Consider the following 25,944-nt stretch of genomic DNA (forward strand, 5'->3'; position numbering starts at 1 on the left):
TAGCAGTGCATTTCACTGAAATAGTTGCGTAATCGGCAATGCTTTTCTAAAATTGACGCAACGGCGTGGGCAGTTATTCGTCCATTCGTCAAGTAGCTTTCTTTCTTGCACGAAGCAGTGAGGTTTTTCCATCTGATTCTGTAAGCAGGCAGATTGTGCATCACACTCGCAGCATCAGCCGCTAGGAACGTGCCCAAGAAAGCACCCAAAGCACTATCAGTTCGCACCAAACCACTACCCTATCGAATGAAGCGTACTCCTTTCTTTGTGGCCGCCCTGCTGGCGGCCAGCCATATTGCGCCGGCCCAAAACCAAGGCGGCACCTCCCCTACCCGCGCTGAAGCGAAGCCCGCTGCTACTATTGCTTCTATTACCCAGGGTGCCAAGAAACAAGACGGCTATTTTCCGTTTTACTACGACGAGAAAACCGGAAAAGTCTACCTTGAGCTGGACAAGTTCGACCAGGAGTTTCTCTACTTCAGCTCCCTACCTGACGGCGTAGGCATGGGTGGACCCGAGCGGGGCGGCGCCTCCTCGGCCATTGCCAAGTTTGTGCGGGTAGGCCCCAAGGTGATGCTGGTGGAGCCCAACTACAGCTACCGCGCCTCCCGCGGCGGCGATGAGCAGCGAGCCGTGGAAAGCGCCTTTGCCAAATCGGTGCTGTGGGGCTTTACGCCGGTGGCTGTGGAGGGCAACAAAGTACTGCTTGACCTGACGCCCTTCCTGGTGCGCGACAGCCAGAAAATAGGCGACCAGCTGGGCCGGCGCAGCTTTGCGGGCCTGCGCGGTGGCAACGCTGGCGGTGGGGCCTCGGCCGGCTATCGGCTGGATGAGTCGCGCTCGGCTGTGAACCCCGACGCCACCAAGAACTTTCCCAAAAACACCGAGTTCGACGCGCTAATTACCTTCACGGGCGGCCCCAACGGCGGCCAGGGCTACGGCCGCAGCATCGCGCCCGACCCCAACGCCGTGACCGTGCGCATGCACCAGGCCTTCGTGGAGTTGCCCGACGACAAGTACCACCCACGCAAATTCGACCCGCGCTCGGGCTTTTTCCAGTTTTCCTACCTCGACTTTTCGGCGCCCATGACCGAGCCGCTGGAAAAGCGCTTCTCGCGCCGGCACCGCTTAGAGAAGAAGAACCCCGGCGCCAAAGTGAGCGAGCCAGTGGAGCCCATTGTGTACTACGTGGACCGCGGCGCCCCGCCGGACATCAAAAAGGCGCTCATCGAAGGCGGCGCGTGGTGGAACCAGGCCTTTGAAGCGGCCGGCTACAAGAATGCCTTCTTGGTGAAGGAGTTGCCCCAGGACGCCGACCCCATGGACATTCGCTACAACGTGGTGAACTGGGTGGACCGCGCCGGCAACCCGCGGGCTTTCTCCTTCGGCTCATCCTACATCGACCCGCGCACGGGCGAAATCATCAAAGGCGTGGTCACGCTGGGCTCCGACCGCCACCGCCAGGACTACCTCATTGCCGAGGGCCTGTTGCAGCCTTATAAAAACGGTAAGAAGGTGTCGCCGGAGTTGGAGCAGATGGCGCTGGCCCGCATCCGGCAGCTGTCGGCCCACGAAATCGGCCACACCTTGGGGCTGTACCACAATTTCACCTCCTCGGGTACCCAGGACCGCGGCTCGGTGATGGACTACCCCTTCCCGCGCTTCTCGCTGAAATCGGACGGTACGATTGACGTGTCGGATGCCTACGCCAAGGGCATTGGCAGCTGGGACAAGCGCGCTATTTTGTGGGGCTACCAGGACTTCACGAAAGGCACCGACGAGGACAAAGCGCTCGACCAGATTCTGGTGGAAACCCTGAAGCAGGGCCACATTTTCATCCCTGACATCGGCGGTTACGTGCACCCCGAGTCGCACCAGTGGGACGACGGCAGCAACGCCATAACCCAGCTCGACAAGCTGATGAAGGTGCGCCGCCACGTACTCGACAACTTCTCTACCAACGCCATTCCCGACAACGCCCCCATGGCCACGCTGGAAGAGGTGCTGGTGCCCATGTACTTGCTGCACCGCTACCAGGTAGAGGCCGCGGCGAAGTCGCTGGGTGGCTTGTACTTCACCCACGCCGTGAAAAACGACGGCCAGGTGGTGACCCGCATGGTAGAGCCCGCCGAGCAGTGGCGCGCCTTCGATGCCCTGATGGCTACCGTGTCGCCGGAGGCGCTGATGCTGCCGGAGAAGCTGCTGCAACAGCTGCCGCCCCGCCCGGCGGGCTACCCCAGCAGCATGGAAACCTTTGCCGGCCACACTGGCCCTACCTTCGACCCCATGGCCGCGGCTGAAGCGGCGGCGGCACCTACCATCCTGTCGCTGCTGAATCCGGAGCGTGCTACCCGCCTGGTGGAGTATCACGCCCGCGACAGCAAGCAGCCGGGCTTCATGCCAGTGGTCGATAAACTACTGAGCCAGACCTGGAAAGCACCTCTAGCCTCCGGCTACAAAGGTGAGTTACAGGTGCTGGTGAATAACCTCACGCTGAAAAGCCTACTCCAGCTTGCCGCCGACCCGCAGGTAGCCGAAAGCGTGCGCGGCGAAAGCCTAGCCGAAATCGACGGCCTCAAGCAGTGGATGACTGGCAAGCTAGCCAGCGCCGAGCCCCGGCAGAAAGCTAATTTGCTATTCGGCCTCTCCCAGATCAATACCTTCACCACCGACCCCAACAAGTTCACCGTACCCGCCCCCCTGGACATGCCCCCCGGCGCCCCCATCGGCATGCCCGGCCTGGACTTTTTGGGCGATGACGTAGCGTATTAAGAAGCCTTACGCACGCACTCGGCTGTGCCGAGTGCGTGCGTAAGCCCCAGCAGCTTTGCTGCGCGCGTCTGCCACGCCTGCGCAGTTGGACCTCGCTCAGCAAGGCACTCAGCCCGTTGCAGCAGTAGCCGCAGAAGATGAATTCGACCTGGAACGCGGGCTACGGGAGTTACTGGGCATGTAGTGGGAGTATGGATGGCGTGGGGCTATGCCCCGCGTCATCACTCACGCATTCACGTCTCATTCTCACATGCGCAGTAGTGTCTTTCAAAACCATGTAAGCTACAACCAAGTGCGAATACCCATCTCTCCCTACCTTGGCATCTATGACTTCCACTTATCCTTTTTTGATTAATGACCTGGAGGACCACGCCACGCCGGGCCGCCAGGAACACATTGTAGCAGATCTTACGGACCTGGACGATTACTACAATGTATTCGAGAAATACGGTTTCAGCGGTAGCGGTGCCAGTTGGGCCGAACACATCGAGACCGTTCTGGAGGAATACGCGCCTGCTTTACTAGACCACGTAGAGCTGCTGGGCCAGGGCGAAACATTTGAGGCCTATACCGATGGGCCTGCTGCCACTGAGCAGTTTATGCAACTGATTTATCCCATTTTTGGCGACTTAGGCAGCCTTAGTAAGTATTTAAGCCAAGCTGACCCCGCCGACTTTTTCGAGTAAGAAGTGACCCTGATGCCTACCTGCCCTGCTACCAGTTGGAAACTCGTCTTCGGCTCCGAAGCCGATGCCCAAAACGCCCTACCCTTTGAGGCTGATATAAGGACGTGGACAATGTGCTGATTGAGCCGGAAGGGCGTAAAGCCGCCCTGCGCCCTGCCGGCGTCACGGTCGTCGCCTTGCTCGCCCGCGCCGACGATGGCGCCCCCAGCTTCGACCGACGCGTGGCCGAGCAACTTGCCGCATTGGACATTCCTTCGTTTGCTTGCACCCCGGCCAAGTTCCCGGAGTTGATGGCGACGACCATTTAAGGACAAAGCTTAACCTCTCTGGTACTTGCTTCTAGCAAATGAGGGCACTACGCAAAATGCGTAGGTTGACATTGTCTGGGCTGTTTTCTCACAAAATAACTAGGTCTCCCGTAGTGTAAAATAGTTACACCACGGGAGACCTATTCAGTATACATGCTATCTATTCAGAAACAGGAGAATAGCAGCCTTCGTCTGTTGACATTCTAGTCTACGAACTGTCGGCGCAGCTTTTCGCTGGCATCGCGTAAGCCTGCGCCCCACGAGCCGGCCGCCGCTTCGGCAAACAGATCCTTGCCGGGAATGCCCAGGCGCCAGCGTACCACTTTATTGGTTTCGGGGTTGCTACCGTCTTCGCGCAGGTACACGTCGGCGGCTACGATATCCTGCCGGAAACGCATCACGCGGCGCAGTTCGCTTTCTACTTGGTCTACTATTGCCGAGGTTTCTTGAAAACCAACGGTTTGCAAATCCATTCTTACGTTATCAATATTATACTCCATGGTGGTTGGGTTGGGGTTAAGAATAGGGTAGCACCACGTGCTTACGCACGCTTGGCCCTACTTCTTTCTGTTGCGTACGCTCGTCTGAGAGGCGCAGTAGCAGCGCCCTTACAGACGAGCTCTTACTTGACTTAACGCAGTAGGCGGCTATTGGTTTTCGTTTATTTAGTACCCTACTACGCCTTTATGGTACTACCTATCGTTGCGTAGGCAGTAACTTTACTACCGATGCGGTGCGGTGCTTACCACCACTTTCATCATAGACTATTCGTCTTATCTTCAGACACATACTGATCTTCGGCTCCTGCTATGGCTTCTTCTATTCCTACCTATTCGCTCCACTATTTTTCCAACCCTGCTGATAAGCCAGCTGAAGTGTTTTTTCTGGATGAGCACACGCATTCGGCTGGTCCGCCGCTGAACGCCCCCTACCGCGGCAACTACTACAAGATTGGCATATGCTTGCGCGGTACGCTGGAGTTGAAGGCAAATCTGGAAACTTACTCCATCGAGCCGAATTGCCTGATGCTCATCACGCCGCACGTGATTAAAGAATGGGCGCAGCTATCCGACGACCACGACAGCCTATCTGTATTCTTCACCAAAGAGTTTATCACCAGCCACAACAGTGTGCAGGCCGACAGTTTCCATTTTCTGGAGAACATTACCCGGCACGTACTACCGCTGTCGGAGGCGGAGGCCACCACCATCACGGCTTCGTTGCGTTTTCTACAGCAGAAATTTCCTACCCCGCACCCGTACCGAGAGCAGGTAATTAAAAACCTGATTAATAGCCTACTATACGAAGTTATTGCCATCTACGACCAGCATCACGCGGTGCTACAATCCACCCAAACGCGTGGTCAGCAGCTGACTTCTGCGTTTAAAAACTTAGTGAATGCCCATAGCGCGGTAGAGCGTAGCGTGAAATTTTATGCCGACCAACTGTGCATCACGCCCAAGCACCTCACCGAAACTGTGCGGGAAATCACCGGCAAAACCGCCAGCGACTGGATAGAACAAGCCGTGCTGCTGGAAGCCAAAGCCTTGCTGCAAAACCAGCATCTATCGGTGGCGCAGATTTCCGAGTTGCTGCATTTCACGGATCAGTCGGCCTTTAGTCGGTTTTTCCGGAAAAGCCTTGGCTTTTCGCCTACCGCGTACAAACAGGCTGGCTAGCGGTGCTTTCCGACTTTTGGCCCAATACTACCGCCATTTAGCTCTTTTGCCCGGCCACTTCATGCGGCACCTTTGCAGTACAAACATCACCTAATGTACTGTATATGATTCTCATCACTGGTGCTACCGGCCATATCGGCACGGCCGTTATTCAACAACTCCTGACCAAAATTGACCCCAATCAGGTGGCGGGCCTGGTGCGCGACGCTGCCAAAGCCACCCACCTGCAAGAGCTGGGCATTGACCTTCGCCTGGGCGACTACGGCGACCCGGCTGCTCTGGAACGCGCCATGCAAGGCATCGACAAAGTGCTGCTGGTATCGGGTGGAGGCGACGACCACGGCCTGCAACAGCACTACAACGTAGTAGATGCCGCCAAAAAAGCCGGCGTATCGTGCATTGCCTACACCGGCCGCGCCCTACAAGACCGCGACACCCTGGCCAACGACTTGATGGTGCGGCATTTCCAAACGGAAGACTACATCAAGGCCAGTGGGTTACACTACGTGCTGTTCCGCAACATTCTGTACATGGATACGCTGCCACAGTTTGTGGGGCCTGCCGTGTTTGCGTCGGGTATTCACCTGCCCGCTGGCGAGGGTAGGGTTTCTTTTGCCCTACGTAGCGACATGGGCGAAGCTATTGCCAACGTATTGGCCGAAGGCGACTGCGAAAATCGCACCTACACGTTTACCAACACCGAAACGTATTCTTTCGCCGATGTGGCCGCCGCGCTCAGTGAGCTATCGGGCAAAGAGGTGCGCTATACGGCCCTCGACGATGAGACTTTTGCGGCGCAGATGAAAGCCCGCAACGTACCCGAAACCGTTACTCGATTTGTCCTCGGTTTCATGACCGACATCAAGCATGGTCAGGAATCAGCAGTCAGTAATGAGTTGCAACAGGTACTTGGCCGCAAGCCGACTGCACTGAAAGAAGGACTGAAAACGTTGTTTAGCTTGTAAAACAGAAGGCCCTAGAACCGTACGGTTCTAGGGCCTTCTGTTTTATCAATAAATCTACTGAACTACAGCAACTTGTCCAGCGTAATGGGCAGCTCGCGCACGCGCTTGCCGGTGGCGTGGTATATGGCGTTGCCAATGGCCGCCGCTACTCCCACAATCCCGATTTCGCCCAGGCCCTTGGCGCCCAGCGGGTTCACAATGTCATCGTGCTCTTCTACGAAAATCACGTCGATGTTGTGGATATCGGCGTTGACTGCTACATGGTATTCGGCCAGGTTGTGGTTCATGAAGCGACCGAAGTGGTGGTCTAGCACGCTTTCTTCTTCCAGCGCCATGCTGATGCCCCACACCACGCCACCCAAGATCTGGCTGCGGGCGGTTTTAGGGCTGATAACGCGGCCGCCGGCAATGGCGCTTACCACGCGGCGCACGCAAATCTGGCCGAGGTCCTCATCCACCTCCACCTCCACAAACACCGCCGAGTGCGTGTTGCGGGCGTATTGCATCTGCTTGAGCATGTTGGGCATGGTGGTGGTTTCTTCCTCAATGAAGTTCACCTCGCCAGCGCGCATGGCCTCTACAATGGAAACACCCGAGGAGTAGTCGCCCTTCAGCTGCACCTTGCCGTCCACGAACTCTACCTCATCGAAGCTAGCGCCCGACAGCGGGGAGTCTTTCACGTCTTTGGCCATGCTGAACACCTTCTTCGCCACAGCTTCGCAGGCTTCTTTCACGGCTGATCCCACGGAGGCTACCGTCCAAGAGCCGCCTTCCAGCGGCGCTACGGGCAGGGTCGTATCGCCCAGCTTGAAGGTCACGGCATCGAGGGGCAGGCCCAGGGTTTCGGCGGCAATCATGGTCATGGCCGTGTAGGTGCCCGTGCCAATATCGGAAGTGGAACTACCTACCACTAGCTTGCCGTCTACCGACAGGTTGGCTTTGGCAGCCGATTTCTGCTGCTGCGCGTCCCACATACCGGTAGCCACACCCCAGCCGATGAGCTTGGTACCCTCGCGCATAGAGCGTGGTTGTGCGGGCCGTTTGGCCCAGCCAAACTTAGCGGCACCCTGGGCGTAGCAAGCGCGCAATTCTTTACTAGAGAAGGGCTTTCCTTCGAATTCGTTCTTCTCGGCGTAGTTTTTCAGACGCAGTTCCAGCGGGTCGATGCCTACTTTATAAGACAGCTCATCAATGGCCGTTTCGAAGGCGGCGATGCCCGTTACGGAGCCCGGCGCGCGCATGTCCAGGGGCGTGTAGGTGTCGAGGTTGCGTAGGTAGTAGCCCAGCTCTACGTTGTCGCAGTGGTAGAGCATGCCGGCCCAGTTCACCACTACCTCGGTATATTCCTCAAAACGAGAGGTTTCGCCTAGGGCTTCGTGCTTGATTGCTTGCAGCATGCCGTCCTTGGTAGCGCCCAACGATACGGTTTGCAACGTGGCCGGACGGTGCCCGAACGAGAACATTTGCTGGCGCGTGAGCACTACGCGCACCGAGCGGTTTAGTTCCCGCGCCGCCATCACGGCTAGGTACAGCTGATATTGCGGCCGCAGGCCCGAACCAAAGCCACCACCCATGAAAGGGTTAATCACGCGAGCTTCTTCCTTGCTCAGCCCGAAGATCTTGGTGATGTATTTTTGGCTGTTGGCAACACCCTGCGTCTTGTCGTATATTTTCAGCTTGCCGTCTTCCTCTACAATCACTGTGGAGGCAAACATCTCCATCGGATTGTGGTGCTCGGGCATGTGGAAGTATTCGGCCTCAAACTGCACCTCGGCGTTTTTGTAAGCTTTGGCAGCGTTTCCCCGGCTTTTGGGTGGTGTGAAGCCTGTTTTGCCGGTAGGGGCTTTGTGGCCTTTGGGCTTTTGGCGCAGGTTGGTTTCCGGCGTTTCGGCCTTATACTCCACCTTCACCAGCGACGCAGCGTAGCGGGCCACCTCAAACGAGTCGGCCACCACCAAGCCAATCGGCTGCATGCTGAATTGAATTTCGGCACTGTACAGAGGCTTAAACTTGTCGCCTACCGGCGAGTCGTCGTCCTTGAACTTGCGGTCGAAGTAGGCCGGGCGGGGGGCGTTTTCGTGGGTGAACACCTGCAACACACCGGGTAAGCTGAGCGCGTCGGAGGCGTCAATCTTGGTGATTTTCCCTTTTGCGATGTCGCTGGAAATCACGTAGCCATAGGTCAAGCCGGGGGTGTTGAACTCGGCGGCGTACTTCGCCTCGCCGGTTACTTTGGCGCGACCGTCCACGCGGCTGGTGGAGCGGCCAATGTAGGTAGTAGCAGCCATTTAGTGTTGTCCGTTAGCGGCCATGGTCAGCGCGCGCACAATGGCACGCTTAGCCAGTTCAATTTTGAATGTATTGGAACCGTAGCCCTTCGCGCCTTCCAGCAGCGAGGCGGCCACGCGCTCAAAGTTTACCTTCGTTGCGGCCTGGCCTTTCAGCAGGTCCTCGGCCTCGGGTTTGCGCCAGGGCTTGTGGGCCACCCCACCCAGGGCCACGCGGGCTTCCTTAATGGTGTCGCCGTCCATGTCCAGGGCTGCCGCCACCGATACCAGCGCGAAGGCATACGAAGCTCGGTCGCGTAGCTTGAGGTAGGTGAAGTTCTTGGCAAACCGCTCTCCATCGGCCGGCAGGTCGATGCTGGTCACGATTTCATCAGGCTTCAGGTTGTTGTCCCGCTCTGGCTCATTGCCGGGTAAGCGGTGGAAATCGGCAAACTCCACGGTTCGCTCGCCAGTGGCGCTGGTCACATTCACAGTGGCTTTCAGCGCGGCCAGGGCTACGCACATATCCGAGGGGTGGGTAGCAATGCAGCTTTCGCTGGTGCCCAAGATCCCGCATACGCGGTTGTAGCCGGTAATAGCCGAGCAGCCCGAGCCAGGCTCGCGCTTGTTGCAAGGCGTAGCCAGATCGTAGAAATAGTAGCAACGGGTGCGCTGAAACAGGTTGCCGCCGTCGGTGGCCATGTTGCGCAGTTGGGCTGAAGCACCAGCCAGAATGGCCTTGCTCAGCAGAGGGTAGCGCTCCTCCACTCGCTCGTCGTAGGCGGTGTTGGCGTTGGTGGCGAGGGCCCCCAGGCGCAGGCCCTTGTCGGTGTCCTCAATCTGGTTGAGGGGTAGGCGCGTGAGGTCTACCAGGCGGGTAGGACGCTCCACGTTTTCCTTCATCAAGTCCAGCAGGTTGGTGCCGCCGGCGATGAACTTGGCCGTGTGGTTGGTCGAAACTTCGCGTGCGGCCGTCTCAACGGCCTGGGCGCGGGTATATGAAAAGCTGTTCATCGCAGGATTACTGGTTGGGTTGGCACTTGTGCAGAGCTTCTTCTACGGCGGCTACAATGCCTACGTAGGCGCCGCAACGGCAGATATTACCGCTCATCAGCTCCCGGATGTCATCGGCCGTTTTGGCTTTGCCTTCGTTGATAAGACCCACTGCCGAGCAGATTTGCCCTGGTGTGCAGTAGCCGCACTGGAAAGCGTCGTGCTCAATAAAGGCTTCCTGCACGGGGTGCAGCTCGTCGCCCTTGGACAGACCCTCTACCGTCGTGATTTCGGAGCCGTCTTTCATCACGGCCAGGGTAAGGCAGGAGTTGATGCGGGTGCCATCTACGAGCACCGTGCAGGCGCCGCACTGTCCATGGTCGCAGCCTTTTTTGGTGCCGGTCAGGTCCAGGTATTCGCGCAGCAAATCAAGCAGCGAAGTCCAGGGCGCAACTTGCAGGCGCTTGGTCACGCCGTTGATGGTCAGGGTGATTTGCTCGAGTGGCGGTAGGGCCACCGCCACATCCCCGACGGGTTCTTGAGTTACTTTCGTGCTCATAGAGCAATAGGTTTTAGGTGAGTGGATAGAAGTGCACGTCTACGCCGAGGCCGGAAAGAGGAAGTATTCTATACGTTTTCCTACCTCCTTGCATACTTTGAAGAGCATGGCAAAAGCTACCATGTCTACCAGGTTCCAGGCATGCGCGTGGTTTTGGATTCTCTGCCTACGCCAATTATTTTAGCTTTGTTAACTAGACTGATTCTATAAAGAGCTGCGTATCATCTTGATACACCGTTATATACAACCGCACACAACCTTGTTTCAACCTCAACAGCTGATTTAATAAGGTAGTAGTTAGCGTCTTAAGGTTATTACTTGCTATGCCATCTATAAGCTTCCTCACATCCTTGCCGCAGACAACGCCAGCCAAAATTTTACAGCACTATTTCGTTTATACTCTGCCGAGTATTTATCGCCGTTGTGCTACGTTGAAAAAACAGCGTATCAGCCGGCTGCGTATGATACAGAAACACAACGCTTTCAGTACTGAACTCCAATTAGGCGCATAGTCCCACGCGGGTTCCCTTTTCTGAACATTGCCTACAACGCAACGTCAGCACCACCAACACGCCCATGAACTTATCTGCATCTATACTATTGAAAATCAGCTTAGCAACGGGCCTGCTTTTTCCCACGCACGCCCCCATCCAGCAGGATACGGTGCCGGTGACGGTAGTCATTACCAACTTGGTCTCACCTACCTCCACTATCACACTCAACTTTTACAATTCCTCTGAGTCGTTCCTGAAATCGGGTAAGGCTGCTTTGCATAAGAAAATAGTGCCCCAGCAGCAAAACACCGTACAGTTTCAGGTAGAGCTAGAACCGGGCGAATGGGCCATTGCCTTGTCGCAGGACGTGAACGACAACGGCAAAATGGACCGCAACTTTTTGGGTATTCCCACCGAGCCGTACGCGTTTTCCAACAACGTGCGCCCCCGCTTCAAAGCTCCCGATTTTGAGGAATGCATGTTTGTAGCTGAGGGTGAAAGCCAGACCGTAGCCATTCGGTTGGAGAAGTAGTGTGCCCTACCCTTCCGGTAAGGCTACGTACGGTTGGCTGCAACTACAGCGCATAATTCCGACCTTCGGCCACCAATTTTCCGTTTTCGTTGTTAGCAACGGAATACTTAATCTCCTACCCTGTTGGCTGAACAACCTATTTATACAGACCCTTACGCCCTCGAGAAAGAATTGCGCCACACCCAGGCTTTGCTGAAGCTAGAGCAGCAGGAAGACCTGGAGCAGTTCAAGATCAAAAGCGCCAAAACCACCATTGCCGAGCGCCAGCAGCGCGGCCTGACGTGGTACCCCGTGAAGATTACCCAGGAAGATATTGGCTTCGGCGGCAAGCTGGTGCTGGAGCTGGAGCGCCCGGCGGGCCAAAACGGCCTGCACCTGTTTCAGGTAGGGAAGAATGCTGCGCTGTTCGGCAACATTCCCAACCGCGCCGGCTCCGACCGCCCTACCCTCAACGGAGTCATTACCAGCGTAAAGCGCAATAAAATCCTTCTCGCCACCAATAAGGAAGACCTACCCGACTGGGTGGACGATGGCAAATTGGGCGTAGACCTCACCTTTGACGAGGTGAGCTACCGCGAGATGGAGTACGCGCTGGGCAAGGTGATGGGCGCTTACGAATCGCGCCTGGCCGAGCTGCGTGACGTACTGTTGGGCGCCCGCCCCGCCCGCTTCCGCCCCGATAGCGAGGTGCAGCCCTACTACCCTTCGCCCCTGAATGACTCCCAGCTCGCGGCCGTGCGCCACGTGCTGGCGGCCCAGGATGTAGCCATCATTCACGGACCGCCCGGCACCGGCAAAACCACCACGCTAGTACAAGCCATTCTGGAAACCATCCGGCGCGAGCGGCGGGTGCTGGTGTGCGCGCCCAGCAATACGGCTGTAGACTTGCTGACCGAAAAGCTAGCTGAGCGCGGCGTGAATGTGATTCGGATGGGCAACCCTTCGCGGGTGTCGGATTTGCTGTTGCAGCACACGCTGGATGCGCAAATTATGGCGCATAAGAGCTATCCGGAACTGAAATCGATGCGGCAGACGGCGGAGCAGTACCGCGAAATGGCCGGCAAGTTTAAGCGCCATTTTGGCTGGGAGGAGCGTGAGCAGCGCCGCGTGCTCAAGCAGCAAGCCCACGACTTGTTGCAGGAGTCGGACCAGTTGGAGCGCTACATCACGGAGGATTTGCTGGAGCAGGTGCAGGTGATTACCTGCACGCTGGTGGGCGCCAGCAACCGCGCCATTCGCCACCTCACCTACGAAACGGTGTTTATCGACGAGGCCGCGCAGGCGCTAGAGCCGGGCTGCTGGATTCCCATTGGCAAGGCCAACCGCGTGGTGCTGGCCGGCGACCATCAGCAACTACCCCCTACCGTAAAAAGCGAAAAGGCCGGCGCCCTGCGCGAAACGCTGTTCGAAAAGTGCATCAAGCGCCAGCCCGACACGGCCCGCATGCTGACGGTACAGTACCGCATGCACGAGCTGATTATGGAGTTCAGCTCGGAGCAGTTCTACGACGGCAAGCTGATTGCCCACGACACCGTAGCCCACGCCGACCTCTCGGCCTACGACCTGCGCTTTGCGCCCGACGTGGCCGTGGAATTTCTGGATACGGCCGGCTTCGGCTTCCTGGAGCTGGGCATTGCCGAAAGTCGCTCGGTGGCGAATCCAGAAGAAGCTGACTTGTTGCTCAAGCGCTTATCGGAACTACTAGCCGTGTACGCACCCGAAGAACACCAGGAGGACTTGCTAACGGTGGGCGTGATTGCGCCCTACCGTGCCCAGATCAACTACCTGAAAGACGCGGTGGAAGATCTGCCTGAGCTAGCCGAGATGCTCACGCACCGCCTGCTCAGCATCGGCACCGTAGATTCCTTCCAAGGCCAGGAGCGCGACATCATCTGCATCACCATGACGCGCAGCAACAGCCAGGGCGACATCGGTTTCCTCTCCGACATCCGCCGCATGAACGTGGGCATGACCCGCGCCCGCAAGAAGCTGCTCATCGTGGGTGACTCCAGTACGCTTGGGTCGCATCCGTTCTATAAGGCCTTTCTGGACTACACGGAGCTGATTGGGGCGTACCGCACGGCGTGGGAGATGCAGTAGGCACCCCACCCCCTAGCCCCCTCCCCTCCGGGAGAGGGGGAACTAACTTTTAGCTTTAGCTCTAAAAAAAACTAGCCCCTACTTCATTATTGAGGTAGGGGCTAGTTTTTTCAGAGCTAGTTCCCCCTCTCCCGGAGGGGAGGGGGCTAGGGGGTGGGGTACTTACGCCGCCCCGTGGGGCATCTTATCCACCGGCTTCGGCGGAGCATACTTAGCATGAAGCGGCTTCATTTGGCCGTTTAGTTCGTGGCCTTCCACTTGCACGCCCAGGCCGGCCGATACGCCTTTGCCTAGCTTCTCGTCTACCTTGAACCACAGTTTCAACTGGCGCTCGATGATTTCTTTACGTTTGGGGCCTTCGATGCCGTCCATGTGGGCCACGATGTTCTTGATGGTGTCGTCCTGGGCCTTTTCCGTCATCAGGCGGAACAGGTCGCCGGGCTGGGTGTAGTGGTCGTCGTCGCCGGGGGCGTTGCGGTCGTAGCGACGCACTTCGGTGGTCTCTACCGGGTAGGCAAACTCCTGCACGCTCTTGTCCTCAGTAGGGCCGTTGAAGGAGTTGGGGAAGTAGTTGGGGCCGGAGCCGCCGTTATTACCCAGTGCCATGGCCCCGTCGCGGTGGTAGTTGTTGTGGCTGGCTACCTTGGGCGCGTTGGCGGGTAGAAACTCGTAGTTCACGCCCACGCGGTAACGATGCGCGTCGGCGTAGCTCAACAGGCGGGTTTGCAGCATCTTATCCGGCGAGAAGCTGATACCGTCTACCACGTTGGAGGGTGAGTAGGCGGCCTGCTCCACAAAGGCGTGGTAGTTCTCGGGGATGCGGTTCAGCTCCATCACCCCTACCTCCTGCAACGGAAAATCGGCGTGGGGCCACACCTTGGTCACGTCAAACGAGTTCCACTTGTAGGTAGCGGCCTGCTCGTCGGGCATGGTTTGGATGAACATCTTCCACTTCGGGAAATTACCCTGCGTGATGGCGTCGGAGAGGTCGTTGGCCGAGAAATCGGGGTCGAGGCCGGCCATTTCGATGGCTTCGGCGTCGGTGAAGTTCTTGATGCCCTGCTGGGTCAGGAAGTGAAATTTCACCCACGTACGCACGTTATCGGCGTTGAACATCGAGAACGTGTGCGACGAGTAGCCGTGCATGTGGCGGATGCCGTAGGGCGTGCCCCGGTCACTCATCAGAATCAGCACTTGATGCAGGCTTTCCGGCATCAGGCTCCAAAAGTCCCACATCATGGTTTTGCTGCGCATGTTGGTGCGTGGGTCGCGCTTCTGCGAGTGGATGAAGTCGGGAAACTTCAGGCCATCCTTCACAAAAAACACCGGCGTGTTGTTGCCTACCAAGTCCCAGTTGCCGCCCTCCGTGTAGAACTTCAGCGCAAAGCCGCGTGGGTCGCGGTTGGTATCGGCCGAGCCCCGTTCGCCGGCCACCGTGCTAAAGCGCGTCAGCATCTCGCAGGTATTGCCCACTTTGCTGAACAGCTTGGCGCGGGTGTACTTCGTGATGTCATGCGTCACGGTGAAGGTACCGAAAGCCCCTACCCCCTTGGCGTGCACCACGCGCTCGGGAATCCGCTCGCGGTTGAAGTGCGCCAGGCGCTCGAAGGCAATGTAATCTTCCTGCAACACCGGCCCGCGCCGGCCGGCCGTGATGGAGTTCTGAATGTCGCTGACCGGGCGGCCGGCGTCGGTGGTGATGTGCTGACCGTTGCTCAAGTCAGCGGGTTGGGGCGTATTGGGGGTGTCGAACTTCGGTGGGCTTTTGGCCATGGTATTGAAAAGGTTAAGTAGGCAATGCGTGCGTTAGCAGCCGCTTAGTGGGTAGGCAGCAGACGCGACTTACTTCCGGTTGAGCTTGTCTACGCAGAAACGGCGTTGCGCAACGTTGATTTCCTAATTTCTTTTGTTAAAAAAAACGTCCCCCACCCTAACGGGCAGAGGACGCAAGCAATATCGACTCCTACTAGGCTACGGCAGATCGATATACGATTCCGTATGCGGGGCGTCGGATTTGGTGTTTACGAAGTGCTTCACCGGGTTGTCGTAGTTGGAGATGTACAGGCGGTTGCCTTTGAGCAGCACCTCCGCCGGCTGGTCGATTTTGCCGCCGGCGCCGTCGGTGTCGGGGTTTTGGGCCAGCGTGGTCACGTTGTTAGTTTTCAGGTCGATGACAAAAATAGCGTTCTGCCGGGCGCCCGTGATGTAGGCTTTATCCGTCTTGCGGTCAATAATGAAACCGTCGATGCAGGTGATTTTGTCGCCTTTCAGGGGTAGGGCTTCCTGCTGGGCCAGCGTGCCGTCGGGCTTGAGCGTCATCTTGTAGAACGTGCCGTCGCCAAACGAGCCAGTGTACAGGTTGCCCTGGCTATCGTAATCGATACCGTCGGCACCGTTGTCGACGCCGGTTTCGTTCACGGTGGTCGTGAACATAGCCAGCACGTGCGGGTCCTTGGTTTTGGGTTTGAGGTGAATCAGCCCTTTTTTCAACTCATTGAGGGTGAACATCATCACCGCGCTACCCTTGTCGTTGTCGGGCATGTCCCACTGGCTGTCGGTTACATAGAGCGTGTTGCCTTTCCAGACTATCCCATTCGCCAGCCGGAAGCTGTCGACAGCGGTTTCAATCGTGCCGGGCCGCCCGTTTTTCATATTGATACGCATCAGCCGCGACACGTACTTTTTGCTGTTTTCGTACTGATTCTCTGCGTAGTACACGTTGCCATCGGGCCCGTACGCCAGGTCCATTGGCGCGGCTTTTTTAGTGGTCGGCTCCACGGGCAGGTTGGTAGCGAATGGCTTATAGGAATTGCCGGTGATTTCCAGAATAGTGGCCGGGTAGCTGTTGTTGGCCAGGTTAGGCACCGACAGCAGCAGCGTACGCCCATCGGGACTCAGGGCTAGGCCATCGGGCGTGTTGTGCTCGTTGGGCAGCGTAAAGAGCAACTGGGGGTTTCCCACCGTGGGGATGGTACCCGCGGGCACACCCATTGTGTCGGCGGCGGGGGCAGCGGCCGTGGCGGTAGAGTCGGCGGCCGTGGTAGCGGTGGTTTCGTTGGTGGTAGTGCCGGACTGGCATGCCGCCAACCAAGCGCCGCTTAGTAGCAGCACCGATAGTGTGGTAGGTTTCATCGTGAGGAGGGGAAAAGCGAAAGAATTAGCGGTGTGGCCGTGCAAAAAGTCAGGACCATATCCGTTGCGAAATGTGTTTCTTAACGCAGGGCATGTAAGGCCGTTAGCCCAATGCCAAAATCTTACTCCCGGCTTATACCACGCCTATTTGCTGCTAATCACCGACGTTTTCGGGTCATTTCCGTAACTAGCAGGAGTAACTCTTCTCTCCCAACCCCACTTGCTATGACCCAGATCAGCCCCCAGAAAGTCGTTTCTATCACCTATAACCTGAGCGTAACCGACGAAAACGGCGAAAAGCGCCTAGTAGAATCGGCCGAGGTGGATGCGCCGATGGTGTTCCTGTTCGGTATGAGCGGCCTACCCGAAGAATTCGAAAACCAGCTCAGCGGCAAGCAGTCCGGCGACTCGTTCAGCTTCTCGCTCACCCCTGAGCAAGCCTACGGCGACTACGACCAGCAGGCCGTGGTGGAGATTCCGAAACAGGTATTCGAAATCGACGGCCAGGTGGACGCCGATATGCTGCAAGAAGGTAACTACCTCCCCATGGCCGACAACGAAGGCAACCACATGCAAGGCAAAGTGGTAAGCATTGGCGACGAGGTAGTACAAATGGACTTCAACCACCCCCTCGCCGGTATGGTGATGCACTTCGACGGCAACGTAGCCGACGTGCGCGACGCTACCCCCGAGGAAATGGACCACGGCCACGTGCACGGCGAAGGCGACCACGACCATTAATCTTCTGCTATTTATTAAGAATGAAAACGGGGCCATATGGTCCCGTTTTTTTGTGTGTCATCCTGAGCTTGCGAAGGACTTTCTGGCAGTTGAATGAGTCGTTGGTACACTTGTCGTTCTGCCGTGAGAAGGTCCTTCGCAAGCGCAGGATGACATCTATTTCGCTTATCAATTCAACTTCTAACAGTTCCCACATACGCCCGCACCTGCGGCCAGAACTCCCGAAAATCCGCTTCATATGCTGCATAGTGGCGTTGCAACTCCGCCACGGCGGTTTCCATACCGGAGCCGGGAGAGGCGCGGCGGCTCAGGCCCCGCAGCGACTGCCCTACCCCTTCGAAATTGGCGTAGCGCAGGAGCCAGTTGTCGCGCACGAGGTAGGGTAGGAATTGCTGCACGCGGGCTGGCATTTCGGCCTGACGGGCTAGGAGCAGGGCAAACACGCGCTGGGTGAAGTCCAGCAGCGGTTCGGCAGAAAACTCTGGGAAGTTTCGGGCCAGGAAATGGTCGAAAAACACGTCGGAGACCACGCCGGCGTACTTGCCGTAGCCGGCCTCGCGCAAGCGGGCGGTGGTGCGGCGCACTACGGGGTGCTGGTCGGTGTAGGTGTCGATGAGGCGGTGCAGGCGGATGCCGCGCTGCACGCCGGGCGGGTAGGCTTCGAGTTGGCGGCCAGGTACTGAGTCGGCGATGAAGTTGCCGAGAAGCAGGTCGGGGTCGGCGGGGTCGGAGAGGTAGAGGTGAGCCAGGAAGTTCATAGGGGTAGGGCAAGGTACAGCAAAAGCGGCAGCAGTGGCGCCGGGCACAACCCGCACCGAAGCCGGGCCGTATCTGAAGGGGCGCCCCGGCCAACTGGCTACGGTGGCGCACCATTCTTTCAAGACACCTAAACTCCCCTACCATGTCGCACGAAACGCACGTTCTGCACGACGTTCAGAAGCTATTCGATAAAATCAAAGACGTAAAAATTGCCATGCTCACAACGACTGCCGAAGACGACCAGTCGTTGCGTAGCCGCCCCATGGGCACCCTCAAGCCTGGGGACGATGGCTCCTTGTATTTCTTCACCGATAAAGACGACGCCAAGGTATACGAGGTAAAAAAAGACAGCCACGTAAACCTGAGCTACGCCGACCCAAGCAGCGACGTATACGTATCCGTCTCGGGCCGTGCCAACGCCTACCGCGACCAAGCCAAAATTGACGAGCTATGGTCGGAAGATCTGAAGGCTTGGTTCCCAGAAGGTAAGAACGACCCCAACATCATGATTCTGAAAGTAGACGTGGACAAAGGCGAGTACTGGGATACGCCTAGCGGCCTGCTTTCCCGCGCCTACGCCTACGCACGAGCTGTAGTAGCCGGCAAGAAAAACGATTCCGACGACGTGAACGAGCACGCCAAGGTAGACGTGAAATAGTCTACCCTGCTGACATTTGCTGAAAGGCCGGAAGCAATTCCGGCCTTTTTTGTTGGTTTGTCATTCCGAGCGCAGCGAGAAATCTGAACTACGGATTCGCTCGGATTGAGCAGATTACACGGATTTTGCAGATCCGTTCTGTTCTACTGGAATCGTCAGGAAGTTATGCTTCATCGCGTATAAATCATCCACAAAATCCGCGTCATTCGTTTAATCCGAGCAAATCCGTGGTTCAGACACCTTCTTCCTTGTCCCTCACTACCTTTTCCGTCATCACCCTACAACCCGGCACGGCGCGTTGGGGTCTGGCCCAGATGGGCACCGCGCAGGCGCCTCTAAAACGTGCGGTCGGTCTGCGCTTTTTCAAGCTCGCCGGCACGGGCGCCGATGGCGGCTTTGGAGTCTGGCCCAATCTGCAACGTTACGTACTGATGGCTGCGTGGGAATCAGCCGAGGCGGCTGAGGATTTTTTTGCTACCCACCCGCAGTGGAAGGCCTATCAGGAGCGTAGCACCGAAATCTGGACTGCCCGCCTGCAACCGCTGAAAGCCCACGGCCTGTGGGACGGCGTACAGCCATTTGACGTAGCCACCACCGAAATGCCTGATTTGGACGGACCTGTGGCGGTGCTCACGCGGGCCTCCATTCGCCTGCGCAAAACGCCGCGCTTCTGGCGCTACGTGGCCCCTACCAGCGCGGCCGTGGCCCATGCGCCCGGCGTGGTGGCATCTATTGGGTTGGGCGAACTGCCCATTGTGCGGCAGGCCACATTCAGCATGTGGGAATCGGCCAGGGCAATGCAGCAGTACGCCTACCGCGACGCCACGCACAAGAAGGTGATTCGGCGGACGCGCCAGGAGCAGTGGTACGGCGAGGAGCTGTTTGCGCGGTTTCGGGTGCTGAGCAGCGAGGGCACCTGGGACGGGCGCACGGTGTAGGGGCGCGTCGCACGCGCCCCTACAGCCAAATTCCGTAATTTCGCCCCTCAGTACTTAGCAGCAACCCAACCTACCATGCCCGGTTATCATCCGCAGGATATCGAAAAGAAGTGGCAGAATTTCTGGCACAACCACCACACGTTCAAGGCTGAAAATCAATCAGATAAGCCGCATTATTACGTACTGGACATGTTTCCCTACCCCTCGGGGGCGGGGCTGCACGTGGGGCACCCGCTGGGCTACATTGCCTCCGATATCGTGTCGCGCTACAAGCGGTTGCAGGGCTTCAACGTACTGCACCCCATGGGTTTCGACTCCTTTGGCCTACCCGCCGAGCAATACGCCATCCAAACGGGCCAACACCCGGCCCTAACCACGGAGAAGAACATCGAGACCTATATTCGGCAACTCAACTCTCTGGGTTTCAGCTACGACTGGACGCGTGAGGTACGCACCTCCGACCCCAGCTACTACAAGTGGACGCAGTGGATTTTCATTCAGCTGTTCAATAGCTGGTACAACCTCGCGGCCGACCGCGCCGAATCGGTGGATACACTGATTGCGCTGTTTGAGCAGAACGGCACCACCGGCATTCAGGCCGCAGGCGACGATGAGGAACGCCCGCGCTTCACGGCTGCGCAGTGGCAGGCAAAGTCGGAGCCGGAGCGCATGGCTGCGCTCCTACCCTACCGTTTGGCCTATCAGTCAGATACCTACGTGAACTGGTGCCCCCAATTGGGCACGGTGCTCAGCAACGATGAGGTGAAAGACGGCCTCTCGGAACGCGGAGGGTTCCCCGTGGAACGTCGCCTGATGCCGCAGTGGAACCTGCGCATCACCGCCTACGCCGACCGCCTGCTCCAGGGCCTCGATACCATCGACTGGCCCGAGGCCGTGAAGGAAATGCAGCGTAACTGGATTGGCCGCTCCATTGGGGCTGAGGTAGCATTTCCGCTGGCCGAAGCGCAGAATCAGGTTATTAAGGTGTACACGACCCGCGTGGATACCATCTACGGCGTAACGTTCCTAGTGCTGGCGCCTGAGCATGAGCTGGTTGCTCAGCTGACTACCCCCGAGCAGCAGCAAGCGGTGCAGGACTACATCGATGCGGCCAAGCGCCGCTCGGAGCGCGACCGGATGGCCGACGTGAAGACGGTTTCAGGTGTGTTTACGGGCAGCTATTGCCTCAACCCTATCAGCGGCGAGCAGGTGCCCATCTGGCTGGCCGACTACGTGCTGGCTGGCTACGGTACCGGTGCCGTAATGGCCGTACCCAGCGGCGACCAGCGCGACTACCTCTTCGCTAAGCACTTCGACCTAGCCATCGTGCCGGTGCTTGATACGCAACAGATTGACGAAGAAGCTGATAATACCAAGGAGGGTCACTACATCAATTCCGAGCTGATCAACGGCCTCACGTATAAGGATGCCACCACCAAGCTCATTGCTGCGCTCGAAGAAAAGAACCTGGGCAAAGGCAAAGTAAACTACCGCATCCGCGACGCCATTTTTGGCCGACAGCGCTACTGGGGCGAGCCCATCTCGATTTACTACAAGGACGGCACTGCCTACCCCCTACCCGAGTCGGAGCTGCCGCTGGTGCTGCCCGAAATCGACGAGTACAAGCCCACCGAAACCGGCGAGCCGCCCCTGGGCCGCGCCAAAGACTGGAAATACGAGGGCAAGTACGAGTACGAGCTCAGCACCATGCCCGGCTGGGCCGGCTCCTCGTGGTACTACCTCCGCTACATGGACCCCACCAATGAGGGTCGCTTTGTGGGTAAAGAGGTTGAGGCCTACTGGCACAACGTGGACCTCTATATGGGCGGCGCCGAACACGCCACTGGCCACTTGCTCTACTCCCGATTCTGGTATCTATTCCTGAAGGATTTGGGTTTGGTTTCGGCTGGTGAACCGTTCCAAAAGCTGATCAACCAGGGGATGATTCTGGGGCGGTCGAACTTTGTGTATTATCTCAATCTTGCTTGGGGAACTTCATCAAATGAGGGAGTTCCAGATTTACATATACCCAGCGTTTTCATCTCAAAAGACATATGTGACCGTATGTCAAGTGGCAAATTTTCTCTGGAGGATGAAAAGATTGTCAATGATGCCATCGATCAAGTTTTTGAATCACTTCAGAAACAATACACAGACAGAACTATCTATCGCCCTGAAACAGAATTTCATGTAATTCCTATCCACGTAGATGTATCACTTGTTGATAATGATACAATCAATGTAGACACATTGAAAGCGTGGCGACCGGACTTTACAAGAGCAAGCTACATCTGCGAACCTGACGGCAGCTTTGTATGCTCTTGGGAGGTTGAGAAAATGTCGAAGTCAAAGCACAATGTGGTCAATCCTGACTCATTGATTGACAAGTTCGGCGCCGACGCCCTGCGCCTCTACGAAATGTTCCTGGGTCCCTTGGAGCAGTTCAAGCCGTGGAATACCAGCGGGATGAGCGGCGTCTCAGGCTTCTTGAAGAAGCTGTGGCGCCTGTTCCACCCCGAGGATGGCGCCCTGGCCATAACCGACGAGGCACCTACCCCGCAGGAGTTGAAGGCCTTGCACAAGGCCATTCGCAAAGCTGAGGAAGACATTGAGAAGTTCTCGTTCAACACGTCGGTCAGCACGTTTATGATTTGCGTGAACGAGCTGACGGCCCTGCGCTGCCACAAGCGCGCCGTGCTGGAGCCACTACTGCTCATTGTGTCGCCCTACGCACCGCACTTGGCCGAGGAGCTGTGGCAGGAGCTGGGCCACGAGGCGGGCAGTGTGAGCTACGCCAGCTTCCCCGAGTTCAAGGAAGAATACCTGGTAGAAGACTCGGTGAATTACCCAGTAGCTATCAACGGCAAGGTGCGCGAGCAGCTGCAATTCCCGGCTACGGCCACGGCCAAGGAGATTGAGGACGCCGTGCTTGGCTCTGATTTTCTCGCCCGTTTCGGCGATGGCAAAGCTGCCAAGAAGGTGATTGTCGTACCCGGCCGCATGGTGAACGTGGTGGTGTAAGTTTTTACGCCCTGGGGCTGAACTCCTCAGCTACAGATAATGACCCATGCAGAAGCCCATCTGAGCACTCAGATGGGCTTCTTTTCTGATGAATTTGCGGCCACCTTTGCGGCCGTTTTAGCAAGTACAATCCGTGATGAACGCAACCGAGCAAGAAGAGCGCGAATACCTGGAAGAAATCAAGGAAAAGCTGACGCTGGCCATCCGACGGGTGGATGAGGCCGTAAAGCAGTTTTCCAGCGAGCTGCGGCAGAAAAAGCAGTACATCCACGAGCATCAGTCGGGCATGGACGACGCGGATATGGTGGCCGCCGGCCAGTCCATCGACCGCATGGCGTTTACCGGCGAGGCCGCGGTGTCCCGTAAGCGCAAGCTCTTCAAGCTCATCCAGTCGCCGTATTTTGGAAGATTAGATTTCGCGCCGCAGGGCAAAGCAGGGGAGCCTGTCTACATCGGCGTGCATTCTTTCTTTGATGAGCAGCACCGTCAGAACCTGATCTACGATTGGCGCGCGCCTATTTCCTCCCTATTCTACGATTATGAGTTGGGCGACGCCGCCTACCCTACCCCCAAGGGCGAAGTGCAGGGCACCATCGAGCGGAAACGGCAGTACAAAATCCGCGATGGTCGCCTGGAATTCCTGCTCGACAGCGGCGTGAACATCCACGACGACGTGCTGCAACAGGAGCTGGCCAAGTCTTCGGATGACAAAATGAAGACCATCGTAGCCACCATTCAGCGCGACCAGAACGCGGTGATTCGCAACGAAACCGCGCCGGTGATGATTATTCAGGGCGTGGCCGGCTCGGGCAAAACCTCCATTGCCCTGCACCGGTTGGCGTTCCTACTCTACCGCTACCGCGAAACCATTGCGGCCAAGGACATTCTCATCATCTCGCCCAACAAGGTCTTTGCCGACTACATCTCCAACGTGCTGCCCGAGTTGGGCGAAGAGCACATTCCCGAGTTGGGCATGGAGGAGCTAGCCGCCGACCTGCTCGACAGCCGGTACTCGTTCCAGACGTTCTTCGAGCAGGTAGCGGCGTTGCTGGACAAGCACGACTCCGCCTTCATCGAACGCATCCAGTTCAAATCGTCGTTTGAGTTCCTGAGCAAGCTGAACCAGTACCTGATTCATGTGGAGAACAACTACTTCGCGGCGCGGGAGTTGCGGGTAGGCAGCACGGTGGTGCCCGCCGCGGTTATTCAGCAAAAGTTTAAGGCCTACCACCGAGTACCGCTCCTGAAACGCTTTGCGCAGGTGGCGCAGGATATCCGCACCTACGTGCGCGACGCCACCGGCCGCAAGCTCACGGGTAGGGAGAAATCCATCATTGGTGAAGCCCTTCCCCGCTTGTTTCGCTTCAACAACGTGCTGGACTTCTACCGGGATTTCTACCAGTGGATGGGCCGCCCCGAGTTGCTGAAGCTCGACCACCACCGCCTGCACCTGGAATACGCCGATGTGTTTGCCCTCATCTACCTCCGCCTGCGCCTGGAAGGCATTCCCGCCTACGAACACGTGAAGCACCTGCTCATAGATGAGATGCAGGACTACACGCCCATGCAGTACGCCGTGCTGTCGCGCTTGTTCCGGTGCCGCAAGACCATTCTGGGCGACGTGAGCCAAACGGTGAATCCGTACAGCGCCTCCTCGGCCGAAACCATTGAGCGCGTTTTTCCACAGGCCGAGGTAATGAAGCTACACCGCAGCTACCGCTCTACCTTGGAAATTACCGCCTTTGCGCAGCGCATCACGCCCAATCCCGATATCATTCCGCTGGAGCGACACGGTCCGGAGCCACAACTGATACGCTGCAACAGTCACAGCGAGGAACTAGCGGCTATTCAGCAGGCAGTAACCGATTTCAACGGCTCGGGGTATCATTCACTGGGCATCATTTGCAAAACGCAGCGGCAGGCCGAAGAAGTGTATCAGGCACTGCAAGCGTCTGATGTACAACTGCTCACGCCAGAGTCTACCACCTTTCGGGAAGGTATTATCCTGACATCGGCGCACCTGGCAAAAGGGCTTGAGTTTGATGCGGTGTTGGTGCCCTTTGCCTCTGCTCGGCAGTATAGAACGGAGGTTGATAAGCGGATGCTCTACGTGGCGTGCACCCGGGCCATGCACCAGCTCACACTGACGTATACCGGAGAGCTTACCGGCTTATTGTCGGCTTGAAGCGCATGAGGTAATCTCATCGTTGCCCGTCATGCTTCGACAAGCTCAGCATGACGGGCAACGACTGCAACGATAAGACACATAATCTTGTATCTCTACCCACTGCGCCAACGAGTCGCTTTTTCCGTATACGCCCGTGGCCGGACGGCTGGCACGTGCCGGCTGGGTGCTGGCCGTATAGCATCTTATGAGCAAGAAACAACAACCGACGGGCCCGCGCATTCTGGTGACGGGCGGTGCCGGCAAACTGGGCAAGGCCTGCGTAGCCGATCTATTAGCCCACAACTACGATGTATTTGTAGTCGACACGGTGCCTGCCGAGGGCGTGCCAGGCATCATTGCCGACCTAGCCGACTTTGGCCAGACGCTGGACGCGCTGTCTTCCGTGGGGCATGAAATTCATGCCGGCGTGGCCCCGAAGGCTTTCGATGCCATTGTGCACCTGGCGGCCTACCCTACCCCCCGGCAATACCCTGATGCCCACTTGTTTCAGAACAACATCATGGGTACTTACAACGTCTTTGAGGCGGCGCGGCGGCTGGGAATCCATCAGGTGATTTGGGCATCCAGCGAAACCACGCTTGGGGAGCCGTTCGATGAGGCCGCGCCCTACGCCCCGGTAGACGAGGACTACCCTCTGCGCGCCAAGAGCGCCTATGCCCTGGCCAAGGTGCTGATGGAGGACATGGCCCGCCAGTTCTGCTACCAGACGCCCGATATGAAACTCGTGGGCCTGCGCTTCTCCAACGTGATGGAACCCAGCGACTACGCCAAGTTCCCGTCTTTCAACGACGACCCCGAAGAGCGCAAGTGGAACATGTGGTCGTACATTGACGCCCGCGACGGCTCCCAAGCCATTCGCAAAGCCATTGAGTGGCAGGCCACTGGTATGCACGCCTTCATCATTGCCAACGCCGACACGGTGATGACCACGCCCTCGGCCGAGCTGATGGCTACCACCTTCCCTACCGTGCCGGTGCGGAAAGAGTTGGCCGAGCACGAAACCCTGCTTTCGATTGAGAAAGCACGCCGTGTGTTGGGTTACGAACCCGAGTTCAGCTGGCGTGAGGCCAAGTCGCGGCAAGGGTAGACCTTGCGCGCCTCCTGGCTACTTACAACGGCCATGAAGCCCTACCCCTACTGCGAGACTAAGTC

The 25,944-nt window shown here is 57.5% G+C and carries 21 protein-coding genes; 14 read left to right on the top strand and 7 right to left on the bottom strand.

Features of this window, described 5'->3' with window-relative positions; genetic code table 11:
- Positions 1-246 precede the first annotated feature (246 nt).
- The 4 genes from J4D97_RS04000 to J4D97_RS04010 all read left to right on the top strand — a co-directional run bounded on the left by J4D97_RS04000 (position 247) and on the right by J4D97_RS04010 (position 3,766).
- Positions 247-2,772: a zinc-dependent metalloprotease gene (locus tag J4D97_RS04000; RefSeq protein WP_208306441.1), complete on the top strand. Its 2,526-nt coding sequence runs from the start codon at positions 247-249 to the stop codon at positions 2,770-2,772.
- 55 nt (positions 2,773-2,827) lie between these two features.
- Positions 2,828-2,956 (top strand): hypothetical protein, encoded by a 129-nt coding sequence (locus J4D97_RS23720; RefSeq protein ID WP_279592406.1) that lies wholly within the window; start codon positions 2,828-2,830, stop codon positions 2,954-2,956.
- Between the two features lie 142 nt (positions 2,957-3,098).
- Positions 3,099-3,458 (top strand): Imm51 family immunity protein, encoded by a 360-nt coding sequence (locus tag J4D97_RS04005; RefSeq protein ID WP_185283747.1) that lies wholly within the window; start codon positions 3,099-3,101, stop codon positions 3,456-3,458.
- A 104-nt stretch (positions 3,459-3,562) separates the two neighbouring features.
- On the top strand, positions 3,563-3,766 hold the full coding sequence (locus tag J4D97_RS04010; RefSeq protein WP_208306442.1) for a hypothetical protein: 204 nt from the start codon (positions 3,563-3,565) through the stop codon (positions 3,764-3,766).
- A gap of 203 nt (positions 3,767-3,969) precedes the next feature.
- Here the strand turns inward: J4D97_RS04010 and J4D97_RS04015 are convergent, their stop codons facing one another.
- Positions 3,970-4,266, bottom strand: coding sequence for an HPF/RaiA family ribosome-associated protein (locus J4D97_RS04015; protein ID WP_208306443.1), 297 nt, complete (start codon positions 4,264-4,266; stop codon positions 3,970-3,972).
- 309 nt (positions 4,267-4,575) lie between these two features.
- Between J4D97_RS04015 and J4D97_RS04020 the strand changes: the two genes are divergently transcribed.
- Entirely contained in the window at positions 4,576-5,445 is an 870-nt protein-coding gene (locus tag J4D97_RS04020) for a helix-turn-helix domain-containing protein (protein ID WP_208306444.1), read from the top strand.
- Between the two features lie 104 nt (positions 5,446-5,549).
- Positions 5,550-6,410 (top strand): SDR family oxidoreductase, encoded by an 861-nt coding sequence (locus J4D97_RS04025; protein ID WP_208306445.1) that lies wholly within the window; start codon positions 5,550-5,552, stop codon positions 6,408-6,410.
- A gap of 62 nt (positions 6,411-6,472) precedes the next feature.
- Here the strand turns inward: J4D97_RS04025 and J4D97_RS04030 are convergent, their stop codons facing one another.
- From J4D97_RS04030 to J4D97_RS04040, 3 genes are read right to left on the bottom strand one after another with little or no spacing between them, the layout of a single operon-like run.
- Positions 6,473-8,698, bottom strand: coding sequence for a xanthine dehydrogenase family protein molybdopterin-binding subunit (locus tag J4D97_RS04030; RefSeq protein WP_185283752.1), 2,226 nt, complete (start codon positions 8,696-8,698; stop codon positions 6,473-6,475).
- The gene (locus J4D97_RS04035; protein ID WP_208306446.1) at positions 8,699-9,691 is read right to left on the bottom strand and encodes an FAD binding domain-containing protein; all 993 of its coding nucleotides are present in this window, start codon (positions 9,689-9,691) and stop codon (positions 8,699-8,701) included. It lies immediately after the preceding gene.
- Between the two features lie 7 nt (positions 9,692-9,698).
- On the bottom strand, positions 9,699-10,229 hold the full coding sequence (locus tag J4D97_RS04040) for a (2Fe-2S)-binding protein (protein WP_208306447.1): 531 nt from the start codon (positions 10,227-10,229) through the stop codon (positions 9,699-9,701).
- Positions 10,230-10,805: 576 nt separating this feature from the next.
- Here J4D97_RS04040 and J4D97_RS04045 point away from each other — a divergent pair.
- Both J4D97_RS04045 and J4D97_RS04050 read left to right on the top strand, forming a co-directional pair.
- On the top strand, positions 10,806-11,255 hold the full coding sequence (locus J4D97_RS04045) for a DUF2141 domain-containing protein (RefSeq protein ID WP_208306448.1): 450 nt from the start codon (positions 10,806-10,808) through the stop codon (positions 11,253-11,255).
- Positions 11,256-11,378: 123 nt separating this feature from the next.
- Positions 11,379-13,355, top strand: a complete 1,977-nt coding sequence (locus tag J4D97_RS04050) for an AAA domain-containing protein (protein WP_208306449.1) — start codon at positions 11,379-11,381, stop codon at positions 13,353-13,355.
- Between the two features lie 162 nt (positions 13,356-13,517).
- Here J4D97_RS04050 and J4D97_RS04055 read toward each other — a convergent pair whose 3' ends face one another.
- Both J4D97_RS04055 and J4D97_RS04060 read right to left on the bottom strand, forming a co-directional pair.
- Positions 13,518-15,128, bottom strand: a complete 1,611-nt coding sequence (locus J4D97_RS04055; RefSeq protein WP_208306450.1) for a catalase — start codon at positions 15,126-15,128, stop codon at positions 13,518-13,520.
- Positions 15,129-15,326: 198 nt separating this feature from the next.
- Positions 15,327-16,487 carry an SMP-30/gluconolactonase/LRE family protein gene (locus tag J4D97_RS04060; protein WP_208306451.1) on the bottom strand — a complete coding sequence of 387 codons (1,161 nt, stop codon included), beginning with the start codon at positions 16,485-16,487 and terminating at the stop codon, positions 15,327-15,329.
- A 225-nt stretch (positions 16,488-16,712) separates the two neighbouring features.
- Between J4D97_RS04060 and J4D97_RS04065 the strand changes: the two genes are divergently transcribed.
- The gene (locus J4D97_RS04065) at positions 16,713-17,228 is read left to right on the top strand and encodes an FKBP-type peptidyl-prolyl cis-trans isomerase (RefSeq protein ID WP_208306452.1); all 516 of its coding nucleotides are present in this window, start codon (positions 16,713-16,715) and stop codon (positions 17,226-17,228) included.
- Positions 17,229-17,401: 173 nt separating this feature from the next.
- Here the strand turns inward: J4D97_RS04065 and J4D97_RS04070 are convergent, their stop codons facing one another.
- Positions 17,402-17,986, bottom strand: coding sequence for an ACP phosphodiesterase (locus J4D97_RS04070; RefSeq protein WP_208306453.1), 585 nt, complete (start codon positions 17,984-17,986; stop codon positions 17,402-17,404).
- 143 nt (positions 17,987-18,129) lie between these two features.
- On the opposite strand from J4D97_RS04070, the gene J4D97_RS04075 reads away from it, so the two are divergent.
- The 5 genes from J4D97_RS04075 (at position 18,130) to J4D97_RS04095 (ending at position 25,879) form a co-directional block, all read left to right on the top strand.
- Positions 18,130-18,645, top strand: a complete 516-nt coding sequence (locus tag J4D97_RS04075; RefSeq protein ID WP_185283761.1) for a pyridoxamine 5'-phosphate oxidase family protein — start codon at positions 18,130-18,132, stop codon at positions 18,643-18,645.
- A gap of 248 nt (positions 18,646-18,893) precedes the next feature.
- Positions 18,894-19,583, top strand: coding sequence for a spheroidene monooxygenase (locus J4D97_RS04080; RefSeq protein WP_243900111.1), 690 nt, complete (start codon positions 18,894-18,896; stop codon positions 19,581-19,583).
- A gap of 75 nt (positions 19,584-19,658) precedes the next feature.
- Positions 19,659-22,604 (top strand): leucine--tRNA ligase, encoded by a 2,946-nt coding sequence (locus tag J4D97_RS23725; protein WP_208306454.1) that lies wholly within the window; start codon positions 19,659-19,661, stop codon positions 22,602-22,604.
- 136 nt (positions 22,605-22,740) lie between these two features.
- On the top strand, positions 22,741-24,789 hold the full coding sequence (locus J4D97_RS04090) for a HelD family protein (RefSeq protein ID WP_243900157.1): 2,049 nt from the start codon (positions 22,741-22,743) through the stop codon (positions 24,787-24,789).
- Between the two features lie 187 nt (positions 24,790-24,976).
- Positions 24,977-25,879, top strand: a complete 903-nt coding sequence (locus tag J4D97_RS04095) for an NAD-dependent epimerase/dehydratase family protein (protein ID WP_185283764.1) — start codon at positions 24,977-24,979, stop codon at positions 25,877-25,879.
- Positions 25,880-25,944 lie beyond the last annotated feature (65 nt).

The sequence above is a fragment of the Hymenobacter defluvii genome (genome assembly GCF_017589435.1).
GTDB classification, from domain to species: Bacteria; Bacteroidota; Bacteroidia; order Cytophagales; family Hymenobacteraceae; genus Hymenobacter; species Hymenobacter profundi.

Excerpts from the sequence above, each read along its gene's own strand:
- J4D97_RS04000 (WP_208306441.1), top strand. The coding sequence starts at position 247 with ATGAAGCGTACTCCTTTCTTTGTGGCCGCCCTGCTGGCGGCCAGCCAT.
- J4D97_RS04005 (WP_185283747.1), top strand. The coding sequence starts at position 3,099 with ATGACTTCCACTTATCCTTTTTTGATTAATGACCTGGAGGACCACGCC.
- J4D97_RS04015 (WP_208306443.1), bottom strand. The coding sequence starts at position 4,266 with ATGGAGTATAATATTGATAACGTAAGAATGGATTTGCAAACCGTTGGT.
- J4D97_RS04020 (WP_208306444.1), top strand. The coding sequence starts at position 4,576 with ATGGCTTCTTCTATTCCTACCTATTCGCTCCACTATTTTTCCAACCCT.
- J4D97_RS04025 (WP_208306445.1), top strand. The coding sequence starts at position 5,550 with ATGATTCTCATCACTGGTGCTACCGGCCATATCGGCACGGCCGTTATT.
- J4D97_RS04030 (WP_185283752.1), bottom strand. The coding sequence starts at position 8,698 with ATGGCTGCTACTACCTACATTGGCCGCTCCACCAGCCGCGTGGACGGT.
- J4D97_RS04035 (WP_208306446.1), bottom strand. The coding sequence starts at position 9,691 with ATGAACAGCTTTTCATATACCCGCGCCCAGGCCGTTGAGACGGCCGCA.
- J4D97_RS04040 (WP_208306447.1), bottom strand. The coding sequence starts at position 10,229 with ATGAGCACGAAAGTAACTCAAGAACCCGTCGGGGATGTGGCGGTGGCC.
- J4D97_RS04045 (WP_208306448.1), top strand. The coding sequence starts at position 10,806 with ATGAACTTATCTGCATCTATACTATTGAAAATCAGCTTAGCAACGGGC.
- J4D97_RS04055 (WP_208306450.1), bottom strand. The coding sequence starts at position 15,128 with ATGGCCAAAAGCCCACCGAAGTTCGACACCCCCAATACGCCCCAACCC.
- J4D97_RS04060 (WP_208306451.1), bottom strand. The coding sequence starts at position 16,487 with ATGAAACCTACCACACTATCGGTGCTGCTACTAAGCGGCGCTTGGTTG.
- J4D97_RS04065 (WP_208306452.1), top strand. The coding sequence starts at position 16,713 with ATGACCCAGATCAGCCCCCAGAAAGTCGTTTCTATCACCTATAACCTG.
- J4D97_RS04070 (WP_208306453.1), bottom strand. The coding sequence starts at position 17,986 with ATGAACTTCCTGGCTCACCTCTACCTCTCCGACCCCGCCGACCCCGAC.
- J4D97_RS04075 (WP_185283761.1), top strand. The coding sequence starts at position 18,130 with ATGTCGCACGAAACGCACGTTCTGCACGACGTTCAGAAGCTATTCGAT.
- J4D97_RS23725 (WP_208306454.1), top strand. The coding sequence starts at position 19,659 with ATGCCCGGTTATCATCCGCAGGATATCGAAAAGAAGTGGCAGAATTTC.
- J4D97_RS04090 (WP_243900157.1), top strand. The coding sequence starts at position 22,741 with ATGAACGCAACCGAGCAAGAAGAGCGCGAATACCTGGAAGAAATCAAG.
- J4D97_RS04095 (WP_185283764.1), top strand. The coding sequence starts at position 24,977 with ATGAGCAAGAAACAACAACCGACGGGCCCGCGCATTCTGGTGACGGGC.